This is a genomic window from Pseudomonas sp. AKS31 (assembly GCF_023634765.1).
Lineage (GTDB): Bacteria > Pseudomonadota > Gammaproteobacteria > Pseudomonadales > Pseudomonadaceae > Aquipseudomonas.
Genome location: NZ_JAMLFX010000001.1, coordinates 219,952 through 240,778 on the forward strand (window position 1 = coordinate 219,952; position 20,827 = coordinate 240,778).

Genomic DNA, 20,827 nt, shown 5'->3' on the forward strand with positions numbered 1-20,827 from the left:
TTTCCGTTGATGTTGGCAGGTTTGAATCCGATGCGCTTGCCTGCCTACGTCGCGTGGTCAATTAACTTATGAAAGTCATGCTCCTGGTGATGGACGAGCAGCGGGTCATTCTCGACCGGCTCTACGACATCGTGCAGCAGAACTGTGATGAGTGTTTCATCTACCGTTTGAGCAAAAAACAGCAGTTGAATCTGGGGTCGTTTCTGGCCTCGGTCGATTACCAGACCTTCGATCGCGTGGTGATTTTCTCCCGGGTCAAACGTCTGGCCACGCAACTGCGGGTGCTCAAATGCATACCCGGTCTGGTCTTCCTCGAACACGACGCCTATCAGAACTACATGCCGGCGAGTAAGTATCGCGGTGTGTATTCGCGGCTGTACAGCCGCCTGCCGAGTTGTCGGGCGCTGGTGTCGGGTGCCGTGGTCGCGCGCAAGATGCTCGCCGAAGGCATCGACACGGTGTTCGTCTCCAAAGGTTATGACGAGCAGATGCTGCACAACACCGGCGTTGAGCGGGACATTCCCATCGGCTTTCTTGGCAGCCTGAAAAGCACCGAGTATGCCGAGCGTAAAGCCATGCTCGAGTCGCTCTCCAGGCGTACCGGGATGCTGGTGACCCGCACCAAGTCGGGTGAGGAATACCTGCAGACGCTCAATCGCATCCGGATTTTCGTCAGCGCCGACATCGGCATGAACGAGTTCATGATCAAGAACTTTGAAGCCATGGCCTGCGGCTGTGTGTTGCTGGCCTGGAGCCAGGGCGAAGAAGACCGCTTGCTCGGTTTTGAGGACATGCACAACACCGTGTTCTACCGCAGCGAAGAAGAGGCGGTGGAAAAGATCCGGCTGCTGCAAAGTGACCCGGAACTGGCAGAGCGCATCGCCCGCAATGGCCAGGCCTTTGCGGAAAGTCGCTATTCATTTGCTCGGGTCGGTCAGGCACTGGCCACGGAAATCCAGCGTGAGATGCGCCCATGGCAGCCGCCCTCGGCGTTCACACGTTTCTGGGTGAAGCTGCGTTACGGGATGAAGGTGCCCGTCTGAATGAAGGATCAGCAATCGTCGCAATCCGGCGAACACATGGCGCTGGATGCGCTGCCCGGTGGTGATCAGTCCGTCCTCGGGGCCTTGCCCGCCGAGCTTCTCGACTGCCTGAGCCGTGCGCCTCGCGTCGTGCTGATTGCCAACAATCCGGCGATCACAGCGGCGGATTTTCAGGCGCTGAATATTGGCGTCGATGACATCGTTGTCAGCTTCAATACCTGCATCAAGGCAGCGCTGCTCAATGAGCACAGCGTTAATGTCTTCGTGCATGGCTATAACGCGCCTGACGCGTATTTTTTTGGTCTGCCTTACGCGCCGCCGGTACAGCGGATGTTCGAGCAGGCGCGCGAGCGCTGTTTCAGCATGCTGGTGGGCTGCGCCGCACCGATGTGTCCATTGCCACGTGTGGCCATGTACCGGGATCGCATTCCGCTGCCGCCGCTATGGAACTACCCGGTCGACCGTCCGGGCGGCAAGCGCTATGTCGGGCCTTCCACCGGTTTCAACACGCTGGTGGTGTTTGACTGGTTGCGCGGCCATGCCGGTTTTACCTATCAGCTTATGACCCTGGGCTTTTCCAACGAAGCAGGAAAACTCTGGGGCGGCCATGCCTGGGACTATGAGCGCGACTGGCTGCAGAAATCGGACATCATCGTGGTGCCGCTGCAACCCCGGCGCTGGTGGCAAAAGCTGTTTCGGGCAAAGTAAGCGACATCGTCTATCCGGTTGCCAGCAGGCCCGACCTACTTTCAAAAGGTGCTGTTGAGTGTTGAAAATTGCCGTGGCGTTCTTCGGGATCCCGAGAAATTCGCCGATCTGTTTCCCTTCCATCGAGCAAAACGTGCTGGCGCAGTTGCCTGCGGGGAGCGACGTCAAATGCTTCTACCATCTATACAAGATCGAAGAAGTACAGAACTCGCGTTCCGGCGAGAAAGGCGAGCTGACGGCGGATAACTACCAGCCCTTCGAATCCATGATCGGCACGCTGACTTCGACCGAAGGTGTGTTGGAGCGCTGGGATTTCGAACAGGTCAAAGCCCAGGGCGACACCTGGGCCGATGACTACGCGTCGCTGCGCAATCTGATCTATCAGCTCAACTCGCTGCATACCGTGACTACGATGATTGAATCCTTCGATCCGGATTTCGTCGTGTTCGTGCGGCCGGATAATTTTTTCCATACTGCGTTGCCCGGCTATGTGTTCAATCATCCGCAGGCGCGGCGGCACTATGCGTACATTCCGGACTGGCAGTGGTGGGGCGGCTTGAATGACCGTTTTGCCGTGTGCGGGCGCGATACGTATGTCGCGTACGGCAAGCGGATCGAGCGCATTTTCGATTTCTGCAAGGCGACAGGCCGAAAGCTGCATTCCGAGCGCTTGCTCAAATATGCGCTGCAGCAGGTGGACGCGAAAATCTGCACGCTGCCGACCCAGGCATCGCGGGTGCGCATTACCGGTGCCTTTGCCGAAGAATCGTTCTCGCCCAAGCGCGGCATGGGCAAGCGCGAAAACCGCTACTTCCATTTCTTCGCCGCATTGCGCACCTGGTGGGATCGCCAGCGCTAAACCGCTATTTGCCGGTTTTCTTGCCCAGACCGACCAGTCGCAGCGCCTTGATACTCAATTGCTTGAGCCCCTGACGCGGGGCTTTGGCCGGTTGCAGGCCCTGCTGCACCAACCAGTCTTTCCAGCGAATCCGCTCCTCGCGCACGACCCAACCGGTTTGCGTGGCGAAGCTCTCGGCCAGGTACAGACCTCGGGTGCTGGCGGGTACGAGTTTGTCGCGCTTGAGCGTGTACAACTCGGCCAGTGGCGCACCGTCCTTGAGTGGCATCAAGTACAGGTCGGGCCGTTTGCGGTCGAGTCGGGCCACCAGTTGATCACCCTCCAGGCGCTCGTCGACGTGAAACAGGCTCAGGGATTTGGCTTCCTTGGGCACATCCAGACGCAAGTCGTAGATCAATTGCAACGATGCGGTCGGCAGATGCACGTAGGCCCGTGGGCGTTCGAGCAATTGCAGATTGGCGCTACGTATCGGTCGCGCCGAGCCGGACAGCGGGGTCAGGCGAAACGGCAGCGCTTCGCGATAATGTAATGCAGCAGAGTAGGGCGCCGGCAGCCAGGTATCGTTGAAGCGCCCGCCGAGCCAGCCTTCCGGTGTCTCCAGCAAGCACTCTTCGGCAATTTCCTGAATGGCTGTGTGCAGCGGAATATTCAGCTCGTGAGCTGGCACGTAACCGGAAATCAATTTGAGCACCACGTCGCCGCGATCCTGTCGGCGCTGGCGCACCAGCACCCAATAATCGCGATTCTGCCAATGCAGGGTCAGGCGCACGGAAACTCCGAGATTGGCCAGTTCCAGCGAGAAGCGCTCGGTGTCGGTCACGCTTACCGGTTTGCGCCGCTGCAAGGTCTGCGCGAAGTTCAGTGGCATGCCGACGCTCTGGTAGGTCAGACCTTCGGGGGTGGCTTCGACATACAACGGCAGGGTCTTGAAGTTACTCGGGTTCTTTCTGATGAGCGTGCGCGGCATATCGGCTCCTGCTTAAGGCCGCGAGGCGGCGTCAGTGACCACGTAGGACCTGGGCAACGGTCGCAACGTTGTGGGCGAGGTGCAGCGGATTGATCGTCCCGACAATAGCACTGGCCACGCCAGGTTGTGCGAACAGCAATTCGAAGCTGGCGCGCACCGGGTCCACGCCCGGGCTGAGGCATACGTGACCGCTGGCCAGGGCTTTTTTCACCAGAATGGCTTTGCCGTGGGCAGCAGCATAGTCAATGACAGCCTTCTCGTTTTGTTCGTTCAGATTGTAGGTGACCATCGCGCAGTCGCCTTGCTCCAGTGCTTTCAAGCCACCTTCGACAGTTTTGCCGGAAAACCCGAAGCCGCGAATCTTGCCTTCGGCCTTGAGCGCGGCGAGTGTCGCGTAAACCTCTTCATGCTCAAGGATCGCCATGTCGTTGCCGTCGGAATGCACCAGCACCAGGTCGATAAAATCGGTTTCAAGACGTTGCAGGCTGCGCTCCACCGACATCCGTGTGTGTGCTGCGCTGAAATCATGATGCGACAGGCCGTCGGCAAACTCTTCGCCGACCTTGCTGACGATCACCCAGTCTTGACGCTGGCCGCGTAGCAGCGGGCCAAGGCGTTCTTCACTGCGACCGTAGGCCGGGGCGGTGTCGATCAGGTTGATGCCCAGATCGCGCGCCTGACGCAGTAGCATCCGCGCTTCGTCGTCGCCGGGAATCTGAAAACCGTTGGGGTATTTCACCCCTTGGTCGCGGCCGAGTTTGACCGTGCCCAGGCCCAGCGGCGAAACCGTCAGGCCGGTGCTGCCCAACGCTCGATGAAGGTCGTGCAGGTTGGCAATGGTCATGGCAGCAGTTGCTCCCAGGCAGGAACGCCCAGTGGTGGTTTGGGCAGGGCGGGCAACGGTTCGCTGGCTTGTGGCTGGATGCCGTCGCGCTCGAGGGCGGCGATGACCCGGTCAGCAAAGTCCGGCGCCAGCGCCAGTTTGGTTGGCCAGCCGACCAGCAAGCGGCCCTGTTCGGCGAGGAAGGCGTTGTCCGGGCGCGTCAGCCCGGTTTGCAGCGGCTCGGCACGATCAACCCGCAGGGTCGCCCATTGCGTGGTGCTGAGGTCGATCCACGGCAACAGTTGCGCGATCTCTTTCTGCGCTGTGGCAATCTGCTCGGCCGGCTCGCGGTTCACACCCTCGCTCTCGGCGATATCGCCGCCCATGTACCAGACCCACTGGCCATCAGCGGCCGGGTGCGTGGTCACCGTGATGCGCGGTTTGGTGCCGCCGCCCAGGCAGTGGGCGTACAGCGGTTTCAGGCCCGGGCCTTTGGCGATGATCATGTGCAGCGGGCGGCGTTGCATGGCCGGCTGAGTCAGGCCAAGGTCTTCGAGCAGTTGAGCCGTGCCGGCACCGGCGCTGAGGACAATGCGTTGGGCGTGAATCTCGCGACCGTCGACTCTCAAGCCGACCAGCACGCCCGCTTCCAGCAGCGGCTCGATGGTATGCCCGGCGAGCAGGCCGTCACCGGCCAGATCGGCCAGGCGCTGGATCAGGCTCGGCACGTCCACAACGAGTTCGGCGAGGCGATAGACCTTGCCCTTGAAGCGTTTGTCTTGCAGGGCTGGCGGTAATTGATCGCCCTTGACCTGATCGACCCGGCCACGCACGGCTTTACTGGCGAAGAAACTCGTGAGGTTGCCGGCGAGGGTGCCCGGCGACCACAGGTAATGGGCCTCGGACAGCAGGCGTACGCCGGACAGATCCAGTTCGCCACTGCCGGCCAGCGCTTCACGCCAGCGGCGCGGCATGTCGGCGATGGCCTCCGAGGCGCCAGTCAGCGCACCGTGCAACGCGTACTTGGCGCCGCCGTGGATGATGCCCTGGGACTTCACGCTTTGCCCGCCGCCAAGGCTGGCGCTTTCCACCAGCACGGTCGAAAAACCCTGACGGCGCAGACGCGCGTTCAGCCAGAGGCCGGCGACACCAGCGCCGACAATCAGAACGTCGGTGGAAATAACGGATGGCATGCAGCGACCTCAGTGTTCAAGACGAGGGCGCAGTATACAGACTCGGGAAAGGGGCGGATTTGTCGATGATCAACATGCCGAACATATGGGCCAATGTGGGAGCGAGCCTGCTCGCGAAGAGGGAATGCCAGTCGACATATGTGTTGACTGATGTACCGCATTCGCGAGCAGGCTCGCTCCCACAGGGGATTGAGTCTGGCAGTTAATGGCCGGCGGTTTTCGAGAACAATTGAATCACCACCACGCCCAGCACGATCAACGCCATCCCCAGCATCGCCGGGATATCCAGCTTCTGCCCATAGATAAACAGTGCCGCCACGCTGACCATCACAATGCCCATGCCGGCCCAGACCGCGTAGGCCACGCCGACCGGAACGGTGCGCACCACCAGCGTCAGCATCCAGAACGCAATCGCATAGCCGACGATCACCAGTACCAATGGCAGCGGCGTGCTGAAGCCTTTGACGGCTTTCATCGACACGGTGGCGATCACTTCGGCGCAGATGGCAATGGCCAGGTAGGCGTAGGCGTTCATGTTCAAATCCTCAATGTGAAACGTTGCTTGCTGAGGCGGCATTTTAGAGATTTGCCAGATGGGGTAAAGTCATTACCTATCTGTTTTGAAGATGGGTTGGTGGCTCAGCATGCAATGGAATCTCGATCAGCTTCGGGTGTTTGTCGACGTCGCCGAACACCGCTCGTTTTCGGCCGTGGCGCGCCAGCAGCGTAAAGCGCAGTCGGCGATCAGCAGCGCCATAGCCATGCTTGAGGATGACCTTGGCGTGAGCCTGTTCGAGCGTAGCAGCGGTCGCCAGCCTAGCCTCACTGAGGCCGGGGAAGCACTCCTCGAAGAAGCGCGGGAAGTGTTGCGTCAATGCGAACGCCTCAACGGTCGTGCCATGGCGATGATGCGTGGCCAGGAAGCGCAACTGCGCGTGGCCCAGGATGAGGCGATGCCGTATCAGGCACTGGTGGAAAGTTTCGGTGAACTGGCCGAGCAATTCCCCAGCCTGGAAGTGCAACTGACCAGCGCCGCGCAAGGCGAGGTGGCGCACAAACTGGTCGAGCGTCGCGCCGACCTCGGCCTGTTGTTCTATCACGACGAAATTCCCGAAGCCCTGGAGCGCCGCGTGCTCGGCAGCGTCGAAATGGTCACCGTCTGTGGGATCAACCATCCGTTGGCGAAGCAGTCTTACGTGACCTGCCAGCAACTGGCGCAACACCGGCAATTGCTGATGTCGACGCAAACCAGCGTCTATCCCGGCAACGAGCCGGCCAGCCCGCAGGTGTGGCGCGCCGACAGTTTTTACGTCATGTCCGAATGGCTGGTGCGCGACCTCGGCTGGGCCTGGTTGCCCCGGCATGTGGTGCAGTACTCGGCGTATCAGGGCTTGATGGTCGAACTGGCCAGCGAATGGACCCCACCGGCGCTGGTGGTGGAACTGGTCTGGCGCCGCGATGAGCCGCTCGGCCCGGCCGCGCGCTGGCTGGCGGAACGTTTTGCCGTGCACTTGCGGGCGATCGGCGACAAAAGTCGATAAACTCCGCCGCCATGAATAGAACTCTCTACACCGCGCTGTTTTACCTGGGGCTGCCATTGGTGGCGATTCGGCTATGGCTGCGTGCGCGCAAGGCGCCGGCGTATGCCAAACGGATTGGCGAACGATTCTCCTACGGCATGCCGACCCTGCAACCCGGCGGGATCTGGGTGCACGCGGTATCGGTGGGCGAAAGCATTGCTGCGGCACCGATGATCCGTGCGTTGCTACAACGTTATCCACAACTGCCGATCACCGTGACCTGCATGACCCCGACCGGTTCGGAGCGGATTCAGGCGCTGTTCGCCAATGAGCCGCGCATCCAGCATTGCTATCTGCCGTACGACTTGCCCTGTGCGGCGGCGCGGTTTCTGGATCGCGTTCAGCCCAAGCTTGCGGTGATCATGGAAACCGAACTGTGGCCCAATCACATTCATCAGTGCGCCAAGCGTGGAGTTCCGGTGGCGCTGGCCAATGGACGCTTGTCCGAGCGTTCCGCCAAAGGCTATGGCCGCTTCAGCAAACTGACCGCGCCGATGCTTGCCGAAATGAGTTTGTTCGCCGTGCAGACCGAAGCCGAAGCTCAGCGCTTCCGCGATCTGGGCGCGCGTTTGGAAACAGTCGAGGTCACCGGTTCGATCAAATTCGACCTGACCATCGACCCGCAATTGCTGCAACGTGCTGCTGACTTGCGTAGCCAGTGGCAGGCGCTGGAGCGTCCGGTGTGGATCGCTGCCAGCACTCACGAAGGCGAGGACGAAGTGATCCTCGACGCCCATCGTCGCTTGTTGGCCAATCATCCAGATGCGTTGCTGATTCTGGTGCCGCGTCACCCGGAACGCTTCAACTCGGTGTTCGAACTGTGCCAGCGCGAAGGCTTTGCCACGGTGCGGCGTTCAACCGGGGCCAATGTTGACGCGCAAACGAGCGTGCTGCTCGGCGACACCATGGGCGAGTTGCTGTTTCTCTATGCCTTGGCGGACAGCGCGTTTGTTGGCGGCAGCCTGGTAGCCAACGGCGGGCACAATCTGCTGGAGCCGGCAGCCTTGGCCAAACCGGTGATCAGCGGCCCGCACCTGTTCAACTTCCTCGACATCGCCGCGCAATTGCGCGAAGCCGGGGCGTTGGCCGAGGTCGATGATGCCGAAGGACTGGCGGTGGAAGTGCAGCGCCTGTTTGAACTGCCGCGTGATGCGCAGCGCATGGCTGAGGCCGGGCTGGCGGTGATGCGCCGCAATCAGGGCGCGTTGCAGCGTTTGCTGGATGGCTTGGGCAGACTGATCAAGTAAGCCAAAAGATCGCAGCCTTCGGCAGCTCCTGCATTGGAATACGTTTCCTGCAGGCGCTGCCGAAGGCTGCGATCTTTTGCTTTTAAGGCTTAAGGCCGCGCCTTGAGCTGCGCTTCGGCAGCCTTGGCCAGATCCGGCGGGAGGAAATCCTTGTCCGGGTTGTAGTCGGCTTTCAGATAACGCCGCAGGTCTTCCAGATCCCCGGGGTTCAATGTCCCCGCTGCCTGCTTCAAACGCAGGTTATCGAGGATGTAGTCGTAGCGGGTGTTGTTGTAGTTGCGCACCGAGGTGTACAGCTGACGCTGTGCATCGAGCACGTCAACGATGTTGCGCGTGCCGACCTGATACCCAATCTCGGTAGCTTCCACCGCGCTCTGGTTGGAAATGATCGATTGACGCCGCGCCTGCACCTGCTCGACGTCGGTGTTCACCGCGCGGTGCAGGTTGCGGGTGTTCTCGACGACCTGCCGGCGCAGGGATTCGCGTTGTTGTTCGCTCTGGTTCAGTTGCTCATAAGACTGGCGCACTTGCGAGCTGGTCAGCCCGCCGCTGTAGATCGGGATGTTCAGTTGCAGGCCGACCGTACTCTGCTCGACGTTGTCACGGTACGGTACGCCAAAGGCGTTCGGGTTGGAAAAGCCGAGGGCGTCGTTGTCACCCTTTTCGTATTTGGCCACGGCATCGAGGGTCGGCAAATGGCCGGCCTTGCGCTGCTTGAGGGTTTGCTCGGCGGAGCTGACCGCGTAATTGCTGGCGAGCAGATTGAGGTTCTGTCGCGCCGCCGTGTCGACCCAGGATTTCGCATCGTTGGGCGCCGGCGGCAGGATCGGCAGCGTGTGGACGATGCCCTGAATCGAGTTGTACTGGCGGTTGGTCAGGGTGATCAGCGCTTCGAACGCATCATCGACCTGGCGCTGCGCAACGATACGGTTGGCCCGTGCGGTGTCGTAGCTGGCTTGCGATTGCAGCACGTCGGTCTTGTCCGACAGGCCGACATCGAAGCGCTCATTGGACTGATCGAGCTGGCGCTTGAACGCGGCTTCTTCAGCCTTGGTCGAGGCGAGGTTGTCCTGGCTGCGCAGCACGTTGAAATAGCTTTCGGCCGATTGCAGGATCAGGTTCTGCTCGGTCGCCGACAGTTGCAACGCGGCTTGTTCGTTGACGTCTTTGGCCGCCTGGTACTGGAACCAGCGATCGGCGCGGAACAGCGGCTGGGCCAGCGTCGCCTGATAGGAATGCGCACTGCGGTTGGCGGTGGCCGAGGGCTGATCGATTGAGGTACGCACATTGGCCACCTCAGCGCCGCCCGACAGGTTCGGCAGCAGCCCGGCGCGGGCCTGCGGCACCACTTCTTTCTGGGCGCCGTACTGGGCACGGGCGGCGGCGAGATCGGCGTTGTTGTCGACCGCCTCCTGATAGACGCTGACCAGATCGGTTTTGGTCGACAAGGGCGCTTCTGCTGCCCAGGCCATTGCGTTGGACGCACAAGACACGGCAAGAGCCAGTGAAAGTTTGCGCAGCATGAGGCGATCCCTAGCATTAATATTATGGAAGTAATCCGGGCGCCAAAGGTAAGGCGCAGGCCCCACAGCGTCAAGGCGTGGCGGGGCAAAGCGAGTGTAGTTGCGCAATCGCCTCACAACAATCGGCCAAGCCCCTGTATTTATGCCATTCATCACGGTGTTTACTGCGGTGTTGGCGTTCTTTGCCGGTTGTGTCTAGACTGGCCGGGTTCTTGTCGGGGTGCCTTGCTATGAGGCTGAGATCGAATAATTTCGGATCCCGTTGAACCTGATCAGGTTAGCGCCTGCGTAGGGAACAAGATTTCTCGTCACCCGGCGAGTCCTCTTGTGCTTCGTCCGGGAAATTGTTCGACAATCGAACGCTCGACGACGATGCACAGCACCGGTCCTGGTGCGTCCGTGCCTTTCAGGTTCTGCTCCGACAATCCACTGCCTGGATGCTGTCTGGAGAGCCCGTGATGACTACAAAATCAAAAAATGCGATCAACCTGAGTGACTCGGCCAAGGTCGACGAGCAATCGGTCAAGCCGTTCACCCGTTCGCAAAAAGTCTACGTTCAGGGCTCGCGCCCGGACATCCGCGTGCCGATGCGCGAAATCACCCTCGATGTGACGCCGACCGACTTCGGCGGCGAAATCAACGCGCCGGTCACCGTCTACGACACCTCGGGCCCGTACACCGATCCGAACGTAGTGATCGACGTGCGCAAAGGCCTGGCCGATGTGCGTTCGGCGTGGATCGACGACCGTGGCGACACCGAGCGTCTGGCGGGTCTGAGTTCCAACTTCGGTCGCGAGCGCCTCGCCGATCCGGAACTGACCAAGCTGCGCTTTGCCCACGTCAACAACCCGCGCCGCGCCAAGGCTGGGGCCAACGTCACGCAAATGCACTATGCACGTCAGGGCATCATCACGCCCGAGATGGAATTCGTCGCCATCCGCGAAAACATGAAACTCGAGGTGGCCCGCGCCGCCGGCCTGCTCGATCAGCAGCACCCGGGCCACAGCTTCGGCGCCACTGTGCCGAAAATCATCACTCCGGAATTCGTGCGTGACGAGATCGCCCGTGGCCGCGCAATCATTCCGGCCAACATCAACCACACCGAACTGGAACCGATGATCATCGGCCGTAACTTCCTGGTGAAGATCAACGGCAACATCGGCAACAGCGCCCTGGGTTCTTCGATCGAAGAAGAAGTGGCGAAACTGACCTGGGGTATTCGCTGGGGCGCGGACAACATCATGGACTTGTCCACCGGCAAGCACATTCACGAAACCCGCGAGTGGATCATCCGTAACTCGCCGGTGCCGATCGGCACGGTGCCGATCTATCAGGCGCTGGAAAAAGTCGGCGGGGCCGCTGAGGACCTGACCTGGGAGCTGTTCCGCGACACGCTGATCGAGCAAGCCGAGCAGGGCGTCGACTACTTCACCATCCACGCCGGCGTACTGCTGCGCTACGTGCCGCTGACCGCCAAACGCGTGACCGGCATCGTATCCCGTGGCGGCTCGATCATGGCCAAGTGGTGCCTGGCGCATCACAAGGAAAACTTCGCTTACACGCATTTCGAAGAAATCTGCGAAATCATGAAAGCCTACGACGTCAGCTTCTCGCTGGGCGATGGCTTGCGTCCGGGCTCGATTGCCGACGCCAACGATGCTGCTCAGTTCGGCGAACTGGAAACCCTCGGCGAACTGACCAAGATCGCCTGGAAACACGACGTGCAAACCATGATCGAAGGCCCGGGCCACGTGCCGATGCAGTTGATCAAGGAGAACATGGACAAGCAGCTGGAGTGCTGCGACGAGGCACCGTTCTACACCCTCGGCCCACTGACCACCGACATCGCACCGGGCTACGACCACATCACCTCCGGTATCGGGGCGGCGATGATCGGCTGGTTCGGTTGCGCCATGCTCTGCTACGTGACGCCTAAGGAACACCTGGGCCTGCCGAACAAGGATGACGTGAAGACCGGGATCATCACCTACAAGATCGCCGCGCACGCTGCGGACTTGGCCAAAGGGCATCCGGGTGCACAGATTCGCGACAACGCCTTGAGCAAGGCGCGTTTCGAATTCCGTTGGGAAGACCAGTTCAACTTGGGGCTTGATCCGGACACCGCGCGTTCTTATCACGATGAAACCCTGCCGAAGGATTCGGCCAAGGTCGCGCACTTCTGTTCGATGTGCGGACCGAAATTCTGCTCGATGAAGATCACTCAGGAAGTCCGCGAATACGCGGCCAACCAGCGGATCGACGCGGTCGACGTGGACGTCGCCCAAGGCCTCGCGGAACAGGCCGAGCGGTTCAAGAAGGAAGGCAGTCAGCTGTACAAGAAGGTTTGACCCCGTACTGATCGTTCCCACGCAGAGCGTGGGAACGATCACAACACAACAAAAATGTCCCTCTGAGATAACACCCTTGAGCATTCAGCCCAGCACCTATTCCCCCGACCTCGCCGTGCCCGCCGACAAGCGTGTATTCGGCGGTCGCGATCTGTTTTCCCTGTGGTTCTCCCTCGGTATCGGCCTGATGGTTTTGCAGACCGGCGCATTGCTCGCGCCAGGCCTGGGCCTGTCCGGTTCGCTGTTGGCGATTTTCCTCGGCACGCTGGTCGGCGTTTTGCTGCTGGCCGCTGTCGGCGTGATCGGCAGTGACACTGGCCTGTCGTCGATGGCCGCGCTGAAACTCAGCCTCGGCAGCAAAGGCGCGAGCCTGCCGGCGCTGCTCAACCTGCTGCAATTGATCGGTTGGGGCTCGTTCGAAATCATCGTCATGCGCGACGCCGCCAGCCTGCTCGGCACTCGTGCGTTCAGCGAAGGTTCGTTGTGGTCGAACCCGGTGTTGTGGACGCTGTTTTTCGGTGCGCTGGCAACCTTGCTCGCGGTCAGCGGGCCGCTGACATTTGTGCGCCAGATCCTGCGCAAGTGGGGCATCTGGCTGTTGCTGGCGGCGTGCCTGTGGCTGACCTGGAACCTGTTCGTCAAAGCCGATCTGGCCGATCTCTGGTCGCGTGCCGGTGACGGTTCGATGCCGTTCGCCGTGGGCTTCGACATCGCCATCGCGATGCCGCTGTCGTGGTTGCCGCTGATTGCCGACTACTCGCGTTTCGGCAAGCGTGCGAAGAATGTCTTTGGTGGCACTGCCATCGGTTTCTTCATCGGCAACTTCTGGCTGATGAGCCTCGGCGTCGCCTACACCCTGGCGTTCGCGCCGAGCGGTGAAGTCAACGCGCTGCTGCTCGCATTGGCCGGTGCCGGACTGGGCATTCCGTTGCTGCTGATTCTGCTCGATGAGTCGGAAAACGCTTTCGCCGACATTCATTCGGCAGCGGTATCGAGCGGGATTCTGTTGCGTCTGAAAGTCGAGCATCTGGCTTTGGCTATTGGTGTGCTCTGCACGCTGATCGCCCTGCTGGCGCCATTGGCGCAGTACCAGAATTTCCTGCTGTTGATCGGCTCGGTGTTTGCGCCGCTGTTCGGCGTGGTGCTGGTCGATCACTTCATCCTGCGCAAGCGCAGTGCTCAAGTCGCGTCAGCCGCGTTGCGCTGGCCGGCGTTGTTGGCGTGGCTGGGTGGCGTGAGCACCTATCACTTGCTGGCGAATCTGTATCCGGATGTCGGCGCAACCCTGCCGGCGCTGGTGCTGGCAGGGCTGTTGCAGCTGGTGCTGGGCCGGGCCTTCAGTTACGGCCGGGAAACAGCTCGGGCTTGAGAATGCCGTTCAGACGCGGGTAAGGGATCTTCAGTTCGACGTGGCCCAGCGCGTAAGGCGCAATGGTGCTCACGTCGTACTTGAGGATCACGCCGCCATAGGTCAGCGCCACGTTCGGGGTTTTCACGAACGGCCAGCTCTTCACAAAGTCCGCTTCCTGGTCGAGCTTGGTGCTGATCAACCAACTGTTGTGCGCCACTTGCGCCGCTTTCCAGAACGCCTCTTCCTGACCCGGCACGAGCATGTCGGACAGGTTCAGCACTTTGTGTTGCTGGCGCGAATAGTTGATGAAACCGCGACCCGGTGTGCCATGCGCGCCGCCGGTGTCGAGGTAGCTCGACAACTCGATGATCACCAAGCCGTCATGCTGCTCGCGTACTTTCGCTTGCAGGTAGCTGCTGTTGCGCGGGCCGGCGCTGGCCAGAAATTGCTCGCGGTAGGCCGCCAGGGTTGGCGCCACCGGGGCGTTTTGCTCGGTGCGGGTCATTTGCAGCAGGCGTTTTTCGATGATGCCGTCCAGCGCAGGTTCGGCCGGGAAACGCAGGGTATCGATGTTCACCAGCGGGCAATCCGGGTTGGAACAGCCCGGTTTCAGTTGTTCCGACGCATCGCGGGTGGTTTCCAGCGGTGTGCGGTAGTTGGGCTGGAACAGGCTTGCGCACGCGCCGAGGGTCAGGGCGATGGCGGCCACGGAGGCAATTTTGAAAAGCGACATGGGCGTCCTTTCGAAAGCAGGGGAAGGCAAAAAGATATCCGCTTCGACTCTCGCAGAAGCAGTCAGTTCGCCACTAAGCTAATTAGAGTGGGTTTCGCCGCCACCGTCCATCCCGCTGACGGTAAAGGGGCTGCATCAAACCGTGCGGGCGCGTTAGGATGGCGCGAAGTCGAGGCTGCCGGTCACACGAAGGCACCTCGTAATGGATCTGCAGTAAAGAGGATGCTCATGACTGATTTTGCCAACGCCATTCCGACCACCGTCGACGTCGTGCGACGCGAGCGCTGCTACGAGGGTTTTTACAAACTCGAGCGTTTGCACCTGCGCCATGAATTGTTCGCCGGTGGCATGAGCCGCGAGATCAACCGTGAAATCTTCGTGCGCCACGACGCCGTGTGCGTGTTGCCTTACGATCCGCAGCGCGATGAAGTGGTGCTGATCGAGCAGTTTCGCGTCGGCGCCATGGGCAAGGCTGACAACCCGTGGCTGGTCGAACTGGTCGCCGGTCTGATCGACAAGGATGAGCAACCGGAAGAAGTTGCTCACCGCGAGGCACAGGAGGAAGCTGGTCTGGACATCAAGGCTCTGTGGCCAATGACCAAATATTTCCCGTCGCCGGGGGGCAGCAACGAATTCGTGCATTTGTATCTGGGGCGTTGCAGTACCGACGGCGTTGGCGGCCTGCATGGCCTGGAAGAAGAGGCAGAAGATATCCGCGTCACGGTCTGGGCTTTTGAAGATGCCTTGCAGGCCGTCCGTGACGGACGCATTGCCAACGCGGCGAGCATCATCGCTTTGCAGTGGCTGGCGCTGAACCGCGCCGAAGTGAGGGGGTTATGGTCGTAAACAAGTTGCGCGATCGCTATCGAGTCGACCTTGCGGGGCTGCAAGCCGCCTGCGAGGCCAACTACGCGCGCCTGATGCGACTGTTGCCGGACATGCGCAACGATCCCGAGGCGCGGCGCATTGCCGTGACCCAGGGCGAGCAGATGCTCGGCGTGCTGACCCTCGAAGTGCTGCAGACCTGCCCGTACACCACCACCTTGCAAGTGCGTCAGGAACACAGCCTGCCATGGCTGCCGGTGCCGCAACTGGAAGTGCAGGTGTATCACGACGCGCGCATGGCCGAAGTGATCAGCGCCGAACATGCACGGCGCTTTCGCGGCATCTATCCTTACCCGAATGCAGCCATGCATCAGCCGGATGAAAAGGCCCAGCTCAATCTGTTCCTGGGGGAATGGCTGAGCCATTGTCTGGCGTTGGGGCACGAGTACGAAGTCGTACGCTAGTTGTGAACTGCGTCCGGTTCGGCGGTTTCCTCTTTGCGTGATCCCCCAGCATAATTGCGGCACTTGATCGATTCCGTGCTTTTGCCTTGGGAGAACGCCTTGCCGAGCGTATCCACGTTGACCACCGCCGATGCGGCGATGCTTGTGCAGCTGTCCGACAGCCATCTGTTTGCTGGAACGGATGGCTCGCTGCTGGGCATGAACACCCGCGAGAGCCTGCAAAAGGTCATCGAACTGGTACTTGGGCAACAGCCGCAGATCGACCTGATTCTGGCCACTGGCGATATTTCCCAGGACGGCACGCTGGAGTCGTATCAACAGTTTCGCCAGATGAGCGCGCAGATCGATGCGCCGGCGCGCTGGATACCCGGTAATCACGATGAGCCACAGATCATGGCGGTTGCCGCCGTGCAAAGCGCATTGCTGGAACCGATTGTGGACATCGGCAACTGGCGGGTGACGATGCTGGATTCGGCTGTACCCGGCTCAGTGCCGGGGTATTTGCAGGACGATCAATTGCAGCTGCTGGCCCGTTCGCTGAGCGAAGCGCCGGAGCGGCATCATCTGGTGTGCTTTCACCATCATCCGGTTCCGATTGGCTGCGCGTGGATGGAGCCAATTGGTTTGCGCAATCCTGAAGCGTTTTTCGAGGTGCTGGATCGTTTTCCACAGGCCCGTGCGGTGTTGTGGGGACATGTGCATCAGGAGATTGATCGCCAGCGCAATGGCGTGCGACTGATGGCTTCGCCTTCGACGTGCATTCAGTTTGAGCCGGGCAGTGAGGATTTCAAGGTGGGGGAGCAGGCGCCGGGGTATCGCTGGTTACGGCTGTTGCCGGATGGGCGGCTGGAAACTGGCGTGGAACGCGTCATCAATTTCGCCTTCACCGTCGACTACGGCTCTGACGGCTATTGATAATCCCTGTAGGAGCTGCCGCAGGCTGCGATCTTTTTATCTTAAAAACAGAATCAAAAGATCGCAGCCTTCGGCAGCTCCTACAGGATGCAGCCAGGCATCATTTGGATGGCCCATCCTGCCCTGACTCCCTGTAAACTCCGCTATCTTTCGCCGACACCCAGGGAGCTCCAATGTCCGGTTCGATCCTCTATATCCACGGTTTCAACAGCGCCCCGGCCTCGAAAAAGGCCTGTCAGCTGGTCGCGGTGATGGAACAGCTGGGGTTGAGTGAGCAACTGCGTGTCCCGGCCCTGCATCATCACCCGCGTGAAGCCATCGGTCAGTTGGAACAAGCGATTGCCGAACTGGGCAGCCCGCTGCTGGTGGGAAGCTCACTCGGCGGCTACTATGCGACTCACTTGGCCGAGCGCCATGGCCTGAAAGCCCTGCTGGTCAACCCGGCGGTCAGCCCGCACCGGATGTTCGACGGCTATCTGGGCCCGCAGAAAAACCTGTACACCGATGAAACCTGGGATTTGACCCACGACCACGTCACGGCCCTGGCCGAACTGGAAGTGCCGGCGCCTCAGGAAGCGCAGCGCTATCAGGTATGGTTGCAGACCGGCGATGAAACACTGGATTATCGCCTCGCCCAGCAGTATTACCGCGCCTGTGCCTTGCGCATTCAGGCCGGCGGCGACCACAGTTTCCAGGGTTTTGCCGGGCAATTGCCGGCGTTGCTGAGTTTTGCCGGCATTGGCGCCGATGTGTATCAGGCAATCGATTTCACCGCACTGTGAAGTCTTGCCCCTATTTCATGAATGACTGACGACGAGACCCTATGGCCACTCCCAGCGCTAGCTCTTATAACGCCGACGCCATCGAAGTCCTCTCGGGCCTCGACCCGGTGCGCAAACGCCCCGGCATGTACACCGACACCAGTCGGCCGAACCACCTCGCCCAGGAAGTCATCGACAACAGCGTCGACGAAGCACTGGCCGGTCACGCCAGATCGGTGCAGGTCATCCTGCACGCCGACCATTCGCTGGAAGTCAGCGATGACGGCCGCGGCATGCCGGTCGACATTCACCCGGAAGAGGGCGTGTCGGGCGTCGAGCTGATCCTCACCAAGCTGCATGCGGGCGGCAAGTTCTCGAACAAGAACTACCAGTTCTCCGGTGGTCTGCACGGCGTGGGTATTTCTGTGGTCAACGCCTTGTCGACCGAAGTGCGTGTGCGCGTAAAGCGTGACGGCAACGAATACCAGATGACTTTCGCCGATGGTTATAAGGCTACCGAGCTGGAAATCGTCGGCACCGTCGGCAAGCGCAACACCGGCACCAGCGTGTACTTCGCGCCGGATCCGAAGTATTTCGATTCACCGAAATTTTCCATCAGCCGCCTCAAGCACGTGCTCAAGGCCAAGGCTGTGTTGTGCCCGGGCCTGTTGGTCAGTTTCGAAGACAAAGGCACTGGCGAGAAAGTCGAGTGGCATTACGAAGACGGCCTGCGCTCCTATCTGGTCGATGCGGTCAGCGAGTTCGAACGCCTGCCGGACGAGCCGTTCTGCGGCGCTTTCGCCGGTAACAAGGAAGCGGTCGACTGGGCGCTGCTGTGGCTGCCGGAAGGTGGCGACGCGGTGCAGGAAAGCTACGTCAACCTGATCCCGACGGCGCAGGGCGGTACCCACGTCAACGGTTTGCGCCAGGGCCTGCTCGATGCGATGCGCGAGTTCTGCGAATTCCGTAGCCTGCTGCCGCGTGGCGTGAAGCTGGCGCCGGAAGACGTCTGGGAGCGCATCGCGTTCGTCCTGTCGATGAAAATGCAGGAACCGCAATTCTCCGGCCAGACCAAAGAGCGTCTGTCATCGCGTGAAGCGGCGGCATTTGTCTCTGGTGTGGTCAAGGACGCGTTCAGCCTGTGGCTCAACGCCAACCCTGAAACCGGTCTGGCGCTGGCTGAACTGGCGATCAACAACGCCGGTCGTCGCCTCAAGGCCAGCAAAAAGGTCGAGCGCAAACGCGTTACACAGGGCCCTGCATTGCCGGGCAAACTGGCGGACTGCGCCGGGCAGGATCCGATGCGTTCCGAACTGTTCCTCGTCGAAGGTGATTCCGCCGGCGGTTCCGCCAAGCAAGCGCGGGACAAGGAGTTCCAGGCGATCCTGCCGTTGCGCGGCAAGATCCTCAACACCTGGGAAGTCGACGGCAGCGAAGTGCTGGCCAGCCAGGAAGTGCACAACATCGCCGTGGCCATCGGTGTCGATCCGGGTGCGGCGGACATGAGCCAACTGCGTTACGGCAAGATCTGCATCCTCGCTGACGCCGACTCCGACGGACTGCACATCGCAACCTTGCTGTGCGCGTTGTTCGTCCAGCATTTCCGCCCGCTGGTGGATGCCGGTCACGTCTACGTCGCCATGCCGCCGCTGTACCGCATCGACCTGGGCAAAGAGATCTACTACGCCCTCGACGAAGCCGAGCGCGACGGCATTCTTGATCGGCTGGTTGCCGAGAAGAAGCGTGGCAAACCACAGGTCACCCGATTCAAAGGTCTGGGTGAAATGAACCCGCCGCAACTGCGTGAAACCACCATGGACCCGAACACCCGGCGTCTGGTGCAACTGACGCTGGGCGAAGACTTCGCGCAAACCTCGGAAATGATGGACATGCTGCTGGCGAAGAAACGCGCCGGTGACCGCAAGACCTGGCTGGAATCCAAAGGTAACCTCGCCGAGGTGCTGGCCTGATGCGGTTTGGCTGGGCCTTGGCGGGTGCGTTGCTGCTGAGTGCAATGAGTGTGTCGGCCGAGCCGTTGCAGGAGTTGCGCGTGCTCTCCGGGCACCCGGTCGACGGCATGCGCGGCGGTAACCTGTCGGGGCTGGCCATGTGTGGCGGCGAGTTGTGGACGGTGTCGGACCGCGATGACGATCAGATCTATCGGCTCAACACCGCCGATCAGGTCTGGCAGGCCGAAGCCTTGCACATCGACGTGCCCCTGGTGCCGGAGACCGGTTTGCCGTGGGGGTTGCGCTCGCGCAACTGGGCTGCGTCGTTCGTGCGCGGAGGCGATCTGGATTTCGAGGGCATCAGTTGCGACAGCGCCGGCAATCGCTACATTGTCAGCGAGGGCCATGCGGCGGTCTTGCAGGTGCCTGTCAGCGGCCCGGTCAACTGGTTGAAGATCTCGCCGATGATGGTTCGCGAAGCACGGGCTAGCGGCATGCTCCTGCATTTCAATGCGATTCTCGAAGGCCTGGCAATCAACCCGGCGGGCGATCAGATGTGGCTGGCCGCTGAACGGCAAAGCCGTGGCTTGCTGCTGATCAAGCGCCAGCAGACGGTGTGGGATTGCGACGGTCGTTGCGTGCTGCTCAGCGAGGGCGGCAAGGAAATGCAGCCGCCGCAGTTCCCGAAGGCCAGAGCGGTCGACCGGGACTTTTCCGACCTTTCATTGTTTAACGGCAAATTGTTTACCCTTGAGCGCAACGCCTTTCAGATTTGTCGGCGCGATGCGCAGACCGCCAAGGTCGAACGTTGCTGGTCGTACGCCGCTGAATTGTTGCAGACCAACCGCCGTTATTCGCAGAACTTCGGTCTGGAAGAGGCGCTGATCGTTGACGCTGATGGTGCGTGGGTCGGCGTCGACAATAATTTTGGCCCCCGCGCCGATGGTGAGGTCAGGCCGATTGTCTGGCGCTTCGCCGCGCCCGAGGGTGGCTGGAGTGCCAAGCCGTGAGCCAGCAGCCACCGGGCAAGCGCGCCGGTCGGGTGCTGATGATTCTGGCGTGGTGCGCGGCGCTGTTTCTGGCGACGCGGTTTTTCGGCCAGTGGGAGCAACGCCAGCAGAATCCGAACGTCGTGGTCAGTTCGGAGCAGGGCGAAGGTTTTATCGAGGTGAAACTGGCCGGCAACGCCCAAGGGCATTTTGTCGCCAGCGGTCAGATCAACGGCGAACCGGTGGAATTCATGCTCGACACCGGCGCAACCGATGTGGCGATCCCGGCGGAGCTGGCCAAACGCTTGAAGCTGGAAGAAGGTTTTGGTGTGACCCTGAGCACGGCCAACGGCCTGAGCCAGGGCTATCGGACAAAAATTGCCCGTCTGCAACTGGGCGACATCGTGCTGCGCGACGTCCGCGCACTGGTGGCGCCGGGGCTGCATGGCGATCAGGTGCTGCTCGGCATGAGCGCCCTGAACAAACTTGAATTTACCCAGCGCGGTGGCACCATGCTGCTGCGCCAGACAACGAACCGATGAGGCCCGC

Annotated in this window: 20 protein-coding genes and 1 riboswitch; of the genes, 14 read left to right on the forward strand and 6 right to left on the reverse strand. The window is 60.9% G+C overall.

Annotated elements, in window-relative coordinates:
* Positions 1 to 68 precede the first annotated feature (68 nt).
* From M9827_RS00950 to M9827_RS00960, 3 genes are read left to right on the forward strand one after another with little or no spacing between them, the layout of a single operon-like run.
* Positions 69 to 1,043, forward strand: coding sequence for a glycosyltransferase family protein (locus tag M9827_RS00950; RefSeq protein ID WP_250602897.1), 975 nt, complete (start codon positions 69 to 71; stop codon positions 1,041 to 1,043).
* A complete protein-coding gene (locus tag M9827_RS00955) occupies positions 1,044 to 1,751 on the forward strand; it encodes a hypothetical protein (RefSeq protein ID WP_250602898.1) in 708 nt (235 codons plus the stop codon). It abuts the gene before it with no gap.
* 58 nt (positions 1,752 to 1,809) lie between these two features.
* Positions 1,810 to 2,610 (forward strand): hypothetical protein, encoded by an 801-nt coding sequence (locus M9827_RS00960; protein WP_250602899.1) that lies wholly within the window; start codon positions 1,810 to 1,812, stop codon positions 2,608 to 2,610.
* Between the two features lie 4 nt (positions 2,611 to 2,614).
* Here the strand turns inward: M9827_RS00960 and M9827_RS00965 are convergent, their stop codons facing one another.
* The 4 genes from M9827_RS00965 to M9827_RS00980 all read right to left on the reverse strand — a co-directional run bounded on the left by M9827_RS00965 (position 2,615) and on the right by M9827_RS00980 (position 6,128).
* Positions 2,615 to 3,577, reverse strand: coding sequence for a metal ABC transporter ATPase (locus tag M9827_RS00965; RefSeq protein ID WP_250602900.1), 963 nt, complete (start codon positions 3,575 to 3,577; stop codon positions 2,615 to 2,617).
* Positions 3,578 to 3,608: 31 nt separating this feature from the next.
* Positions 3,609 to 4,421 carry an aldo/keto reductase gene (locus M9827_RS00970; protein ID WP_250602901.1) on the reverse strand — a complete coding sequence of 271 codons (813 nt, stop codon included), beginning with the start codon at positions 4,419 to 4,421 and terminating at the stop codon, positions 3,609 to 3,611.
* A complete protein-coding gene (locus M9827_RS00975; protein WP_250602902.1) occupies positions 4,418 to 5,593 on the reverse strand; it encodes an NAD(P)/FAD-dependent oxidoreductase in 1,176 nt (391 codons plus the stop codon). The genes M9827_RS00970 and M9827_RS00975 overlap by 4 nt, the downstream gene beginning before the upstream one ends.
* A gap of 202 nt (positions 5,594 to 5,795) precedes the next feature.
* Positions 5,796 to 6,128: a DMT family transporter gene (locus M9827_RS00980; RefSeq protein ID WP_016985677.1), complete on the reverse strand. Its 333-nt coding sequence runs from the start codon at positions 6,126 to 6,128 to the stop codon at positions 5,796 to 5,798.
* A gap of 109 nt (positions 6,129 to 6,237) precedes the next feature.
* On the opposite strand from M9827_RS00980, the gene M9827_RS00985 reads away from it, so the two are divergent.
* Both M9827_RS00985 and waaA read left to right on the forward strand, forming a co-directional pair.
* Positions 6,238 to 7,134 carry a LysR family transcriptional regulator gene (locus M9827_RS00985; RefSeq protein WP_250602903.1) on the forward strand — a complete coding sequence of 299 codons (897 nt, stop codon included), beginning with the start codon at positions 6,238 to 6,240 and terminating at the stop codon, positions 7,132 to 7,134.
* A gap of 11 nt (positions 7,135 to 7,145) precedes the next feature.
* On the forward strand, positions 7,146 to 8,420 hold the full coding sequence (waaA, locus tag M9827_RS00990) for a lipid IV(A) 3-deoxy-D-manno-octulosonic acid transferase (RefSeq protein WP_250602904.1): 1,275 nt from the start codon (positions 7,146 to 7,148) through the stop codon (positions 8,418 to 8,420).
* 89 nt (positions 8,421 to 8,509) lie between these two features.
* Here waaA and M9827_RS00995 read toward each other — a convergent pair whose 3' ends face one another.
* Positions 8,510 to 9,943 carry a TolC family outer membrane protein gene (locus M9827_RS00995; protein ID WP_250602905.1) on the reverse strand — a complete coding sequence of 478 codons (1,434 nt, stop codon included), beginning with the start codon at positions 9,941 to 9,943 and terminating at the stop codon, positions 8,510 to 8,512.
* A gap of 206 nt (positions 9,944 to 10,149) precedes the next feature.
* Positions 10,150 to 10,255: riboswitch (TPP riboswitch) on the forward strand.
* A 146-nt stretch (positions 10,256 to 10,401) separates the two neighbouring features.
* Here M9827_RS00995 and thiC point away from each other — a divergent pair.
* On the forward strand, positions 10,402 to 12,291 hold the full coding sequence (thiC, locus tag M9827_RS01000; RefSeq protein ID WP_250602906.1) for a phosphomethylpyrimidine synthase ThiC: 1,890 nt from the start codon (positions 10,402 to 10,404) through the stop codon (positions 12,289 to 12,291).
* 76 nt (positions 12,292 to 12,367) lie between these two features.
* Entirely contained in the window at positions 12,368 to 13,660 is a 1,293-nt protein-coding gene (cytX, locus tag M9827_RS01005) for a putative hydroxymethylpyrimidine transporter CytX (protein ID WP_250602907.1), read from the forward strand.
* On the opposite strand, the gene M9827_RS01010 is transcribed toward cytX, so the two are convergent.
* A complete protein-coding gene (locus M9827_RS01010; protein ID WP_250602908.1) occupies positions 13,629 to 14,375 on the reverse strand; it encodes an RsiV family protein in 747 nt (248 codons plus the stop codon). The two genes, cytX and M9827_RS01010, sit on opposite strands and share 32 nt — an antisense overlap.
* A gap of 228 nt (positions 14,376 to 14,603) precedes the next feature.
* Here M9827_RS01010 and M9827_RS01015 point away from each other — a divergent pair, with 228 nt between their 5' ends.
* The 7 genes from M9827_RS01015 to M9827_RS01045 all read left to right on the forward strand — a co-directional run bounded on the left by M9827_RS01015 (position 14,604) and on the right by M9827_RS01045 (position 20,820).
* Entirely contained in the window at positions 14,604 to 15,221 is a 618-nt protein-coding gene (locus M9827_RS01015; protein WP_250602909.1) for an NUDIX domain-containing protein, read from the forward strand.
* On the forward strand, positions 15,212 to 15,664 hold the full coding sequence (locus M9827_RS01020; protein WP_250602910.1) for a DUF1249 domain-containing protein: 453 nt from the start codon (positions 15,212 to 15,214) through the stop codon (positions 15,662 to 15,664). The genes M9827_RS01015 and M9827_RS01020 overlap by 10 nt, the downstream gene beginning before the upstream one ends.
* Before the next feature lie 99 nt (positions 15,665 to 15,763).
* Complete coding sequence (gene cpdA / locus M9827_RS01025; RefSeq protein WP_250602911.1) at positions 15,764 to 16,579, forward strand: 3',5'-cyclic-AMP phosphodiesterase; 816 nt, start codon at positions 15,764 to 15,766, stop codon at positions 16,577 to 16,579.
* A 173-nt stretch (positions 16,580 to 16,752) separates the two neighbouring features.
* Positions 16,753 to 17,361, forward strand: a complete 609-nt coding sequence (locus M9827_RS01030) for a YqiA/YcfP family alpha/beta fold hydrolase (protein WP_250602912.1) — start codon at positions 16,753 to 16,755, stop codon at positions 17,359 to 17,361.
* Positions 17,362 to 17,402: 41 nt separating this feature from the next.
* Entirely contained in the window at positions 17,403 to 19,310 is a 1,908-nt protein-coding gene (gene parE, locus M9827_RS01035; protein ID WP_250602913.1) for a DNA topoisomerase IV subunit B, read from the forward strand.
* Positions 19,310 to 20,299, forward strand: a complete 990-nt coding sequence (locus tag M9827_RS01040) for an esterase-like activity of phytase family protein (protein ID WP_250602914.1) — start codon at positions 19,310 to 19,312, stop codon at positions 20,297 to 20,299. Before parE ends, M9827_RS01040 begins: the two co-directional genes overlap by 1 nt.
* The gene (locus M9827_RS01045) at positions 20,296 to 20,820 is read left to right on the forward strand and encodes a retropepsin-like aspartic protease family protein (protein ID WP_250602915.1); all 525 of its coding nucleotides are present in this window, start codon (positions 20,296 to 20,298) and stop codon (positions 20,818 to 20,820) included. The genes M9827_RS01040 and M9827_RS01045 overlap by 4 nt, the downstream gene beginning before the upstream one ends.
* The last annotated feature ends 7 nt before the right edge of the window (positions 20,821 to 20,827 follow it).

Coding starts and splice junctions, on each gene's coding strand:
- M9827_RS00965 (WP_250602900.1), bottom strand. CDS start 3,577: ATGCCGCGCACGCTCATCAGAAAGAACCCGAGTAACTTCAAGACCCTG.
- M9827_RS00985 (WP_250602903.1), top strand. CDS start 6,238: ATGCAATGGAATCTCGATCAGCTTCGGGTGTTTGTCGACGTCGCCGAA.
- M9827_RS00955 (WP_250602898.1), top strand. CDS start 1,044: ATGAAGGATCAGCAATCGTCGCAATCCGGCGAACACATGGCGCTGGAT.
- M9827_RS00980 (WP_016985677.1), bottom strand. CDS start 6,128: ATGAACGCCTACGCCTACCTGGCCATTGCCATCTGCGCCGAAGTGATC.
- parE (WP_250602913.1), top strand. CDS start 17,403: ATGGCCACTCCCAGCGCTAGCTCTTATAACGCCGACGCCATCGAAGTC.
- M9827_RS01015 (WP_250602909.1), top strand. CDS start 14,604: ATGACTGATTTTGCCAACGCCATTCCGACCACCGTCGACGTCGTGCGA.
- M9827_RS00975 (WP_250602902.1), bottom strand. CDS start 5,593: ATGCCATCCGTTATTTCCACCGACGTTCTGATTGTCGGCGCTGGTGTC.
- thiC (WP_250602906.1), top strand. CDS start 10,402: ATGACTACAAAATCAAAAAATGCGATCAACCTGAGTGACTCGGCCAAG.
- waaA (WP_250602904.1), top strand. CDS start 7,146: ATGAATAGAACTCTCTACACCGCGCTGTTTTACCTGGGGCTGCCATTG.
- M9827_RS01030 (WP_250602912.1), top strand. CDS start 16,753: ATGTCCGGTTCGATCCTCTATATCCACGGTTTCAACAGCGCCCCGGCC.
- M9827_RS01020 (WP_250602910.1), top strand. CDS start 15,212: ATGGTCGTAAACAAGTTGCGCGATCGCTATCGAGTCGACCTTGCGGGG.
- M9827_RS00970 (WP_250602901.1), bottom strand. CDS start 4,421: ATGACCATTGCCAACCTGCACGACCTTCATCGAGCGTTGGGCAGCACC.
- M9827_RS00995 (WP_250602905.1), bottom strand. CDS start 9,943: ATGCTGCGCAAACTTTCACTGGCTCTTGCCGTGTCTTGTGCGTCCAAC.
- M9827_RS00950 (WP_250602897.1), top strand. CDS start 69: ATGAAAGTCATGCTCCTGGTGATGGACGAGCAGCGGGTCATTCTCGAC.
- M9827_RS01010 (WP_250602908.1), bottom strand. CDS start 14,375: ATGTCGCTTTTCAAAATTGCCTCCGTGGCCGCCATCGCCCTGACCCTC.
- M9827_RS01040 (WP_250602914.1), top strand. CDS start 19,310: ATGCGGTTTGGCTGGGCCTTGGCGGGTGCGTTGCTGCTGAGTGCAATG.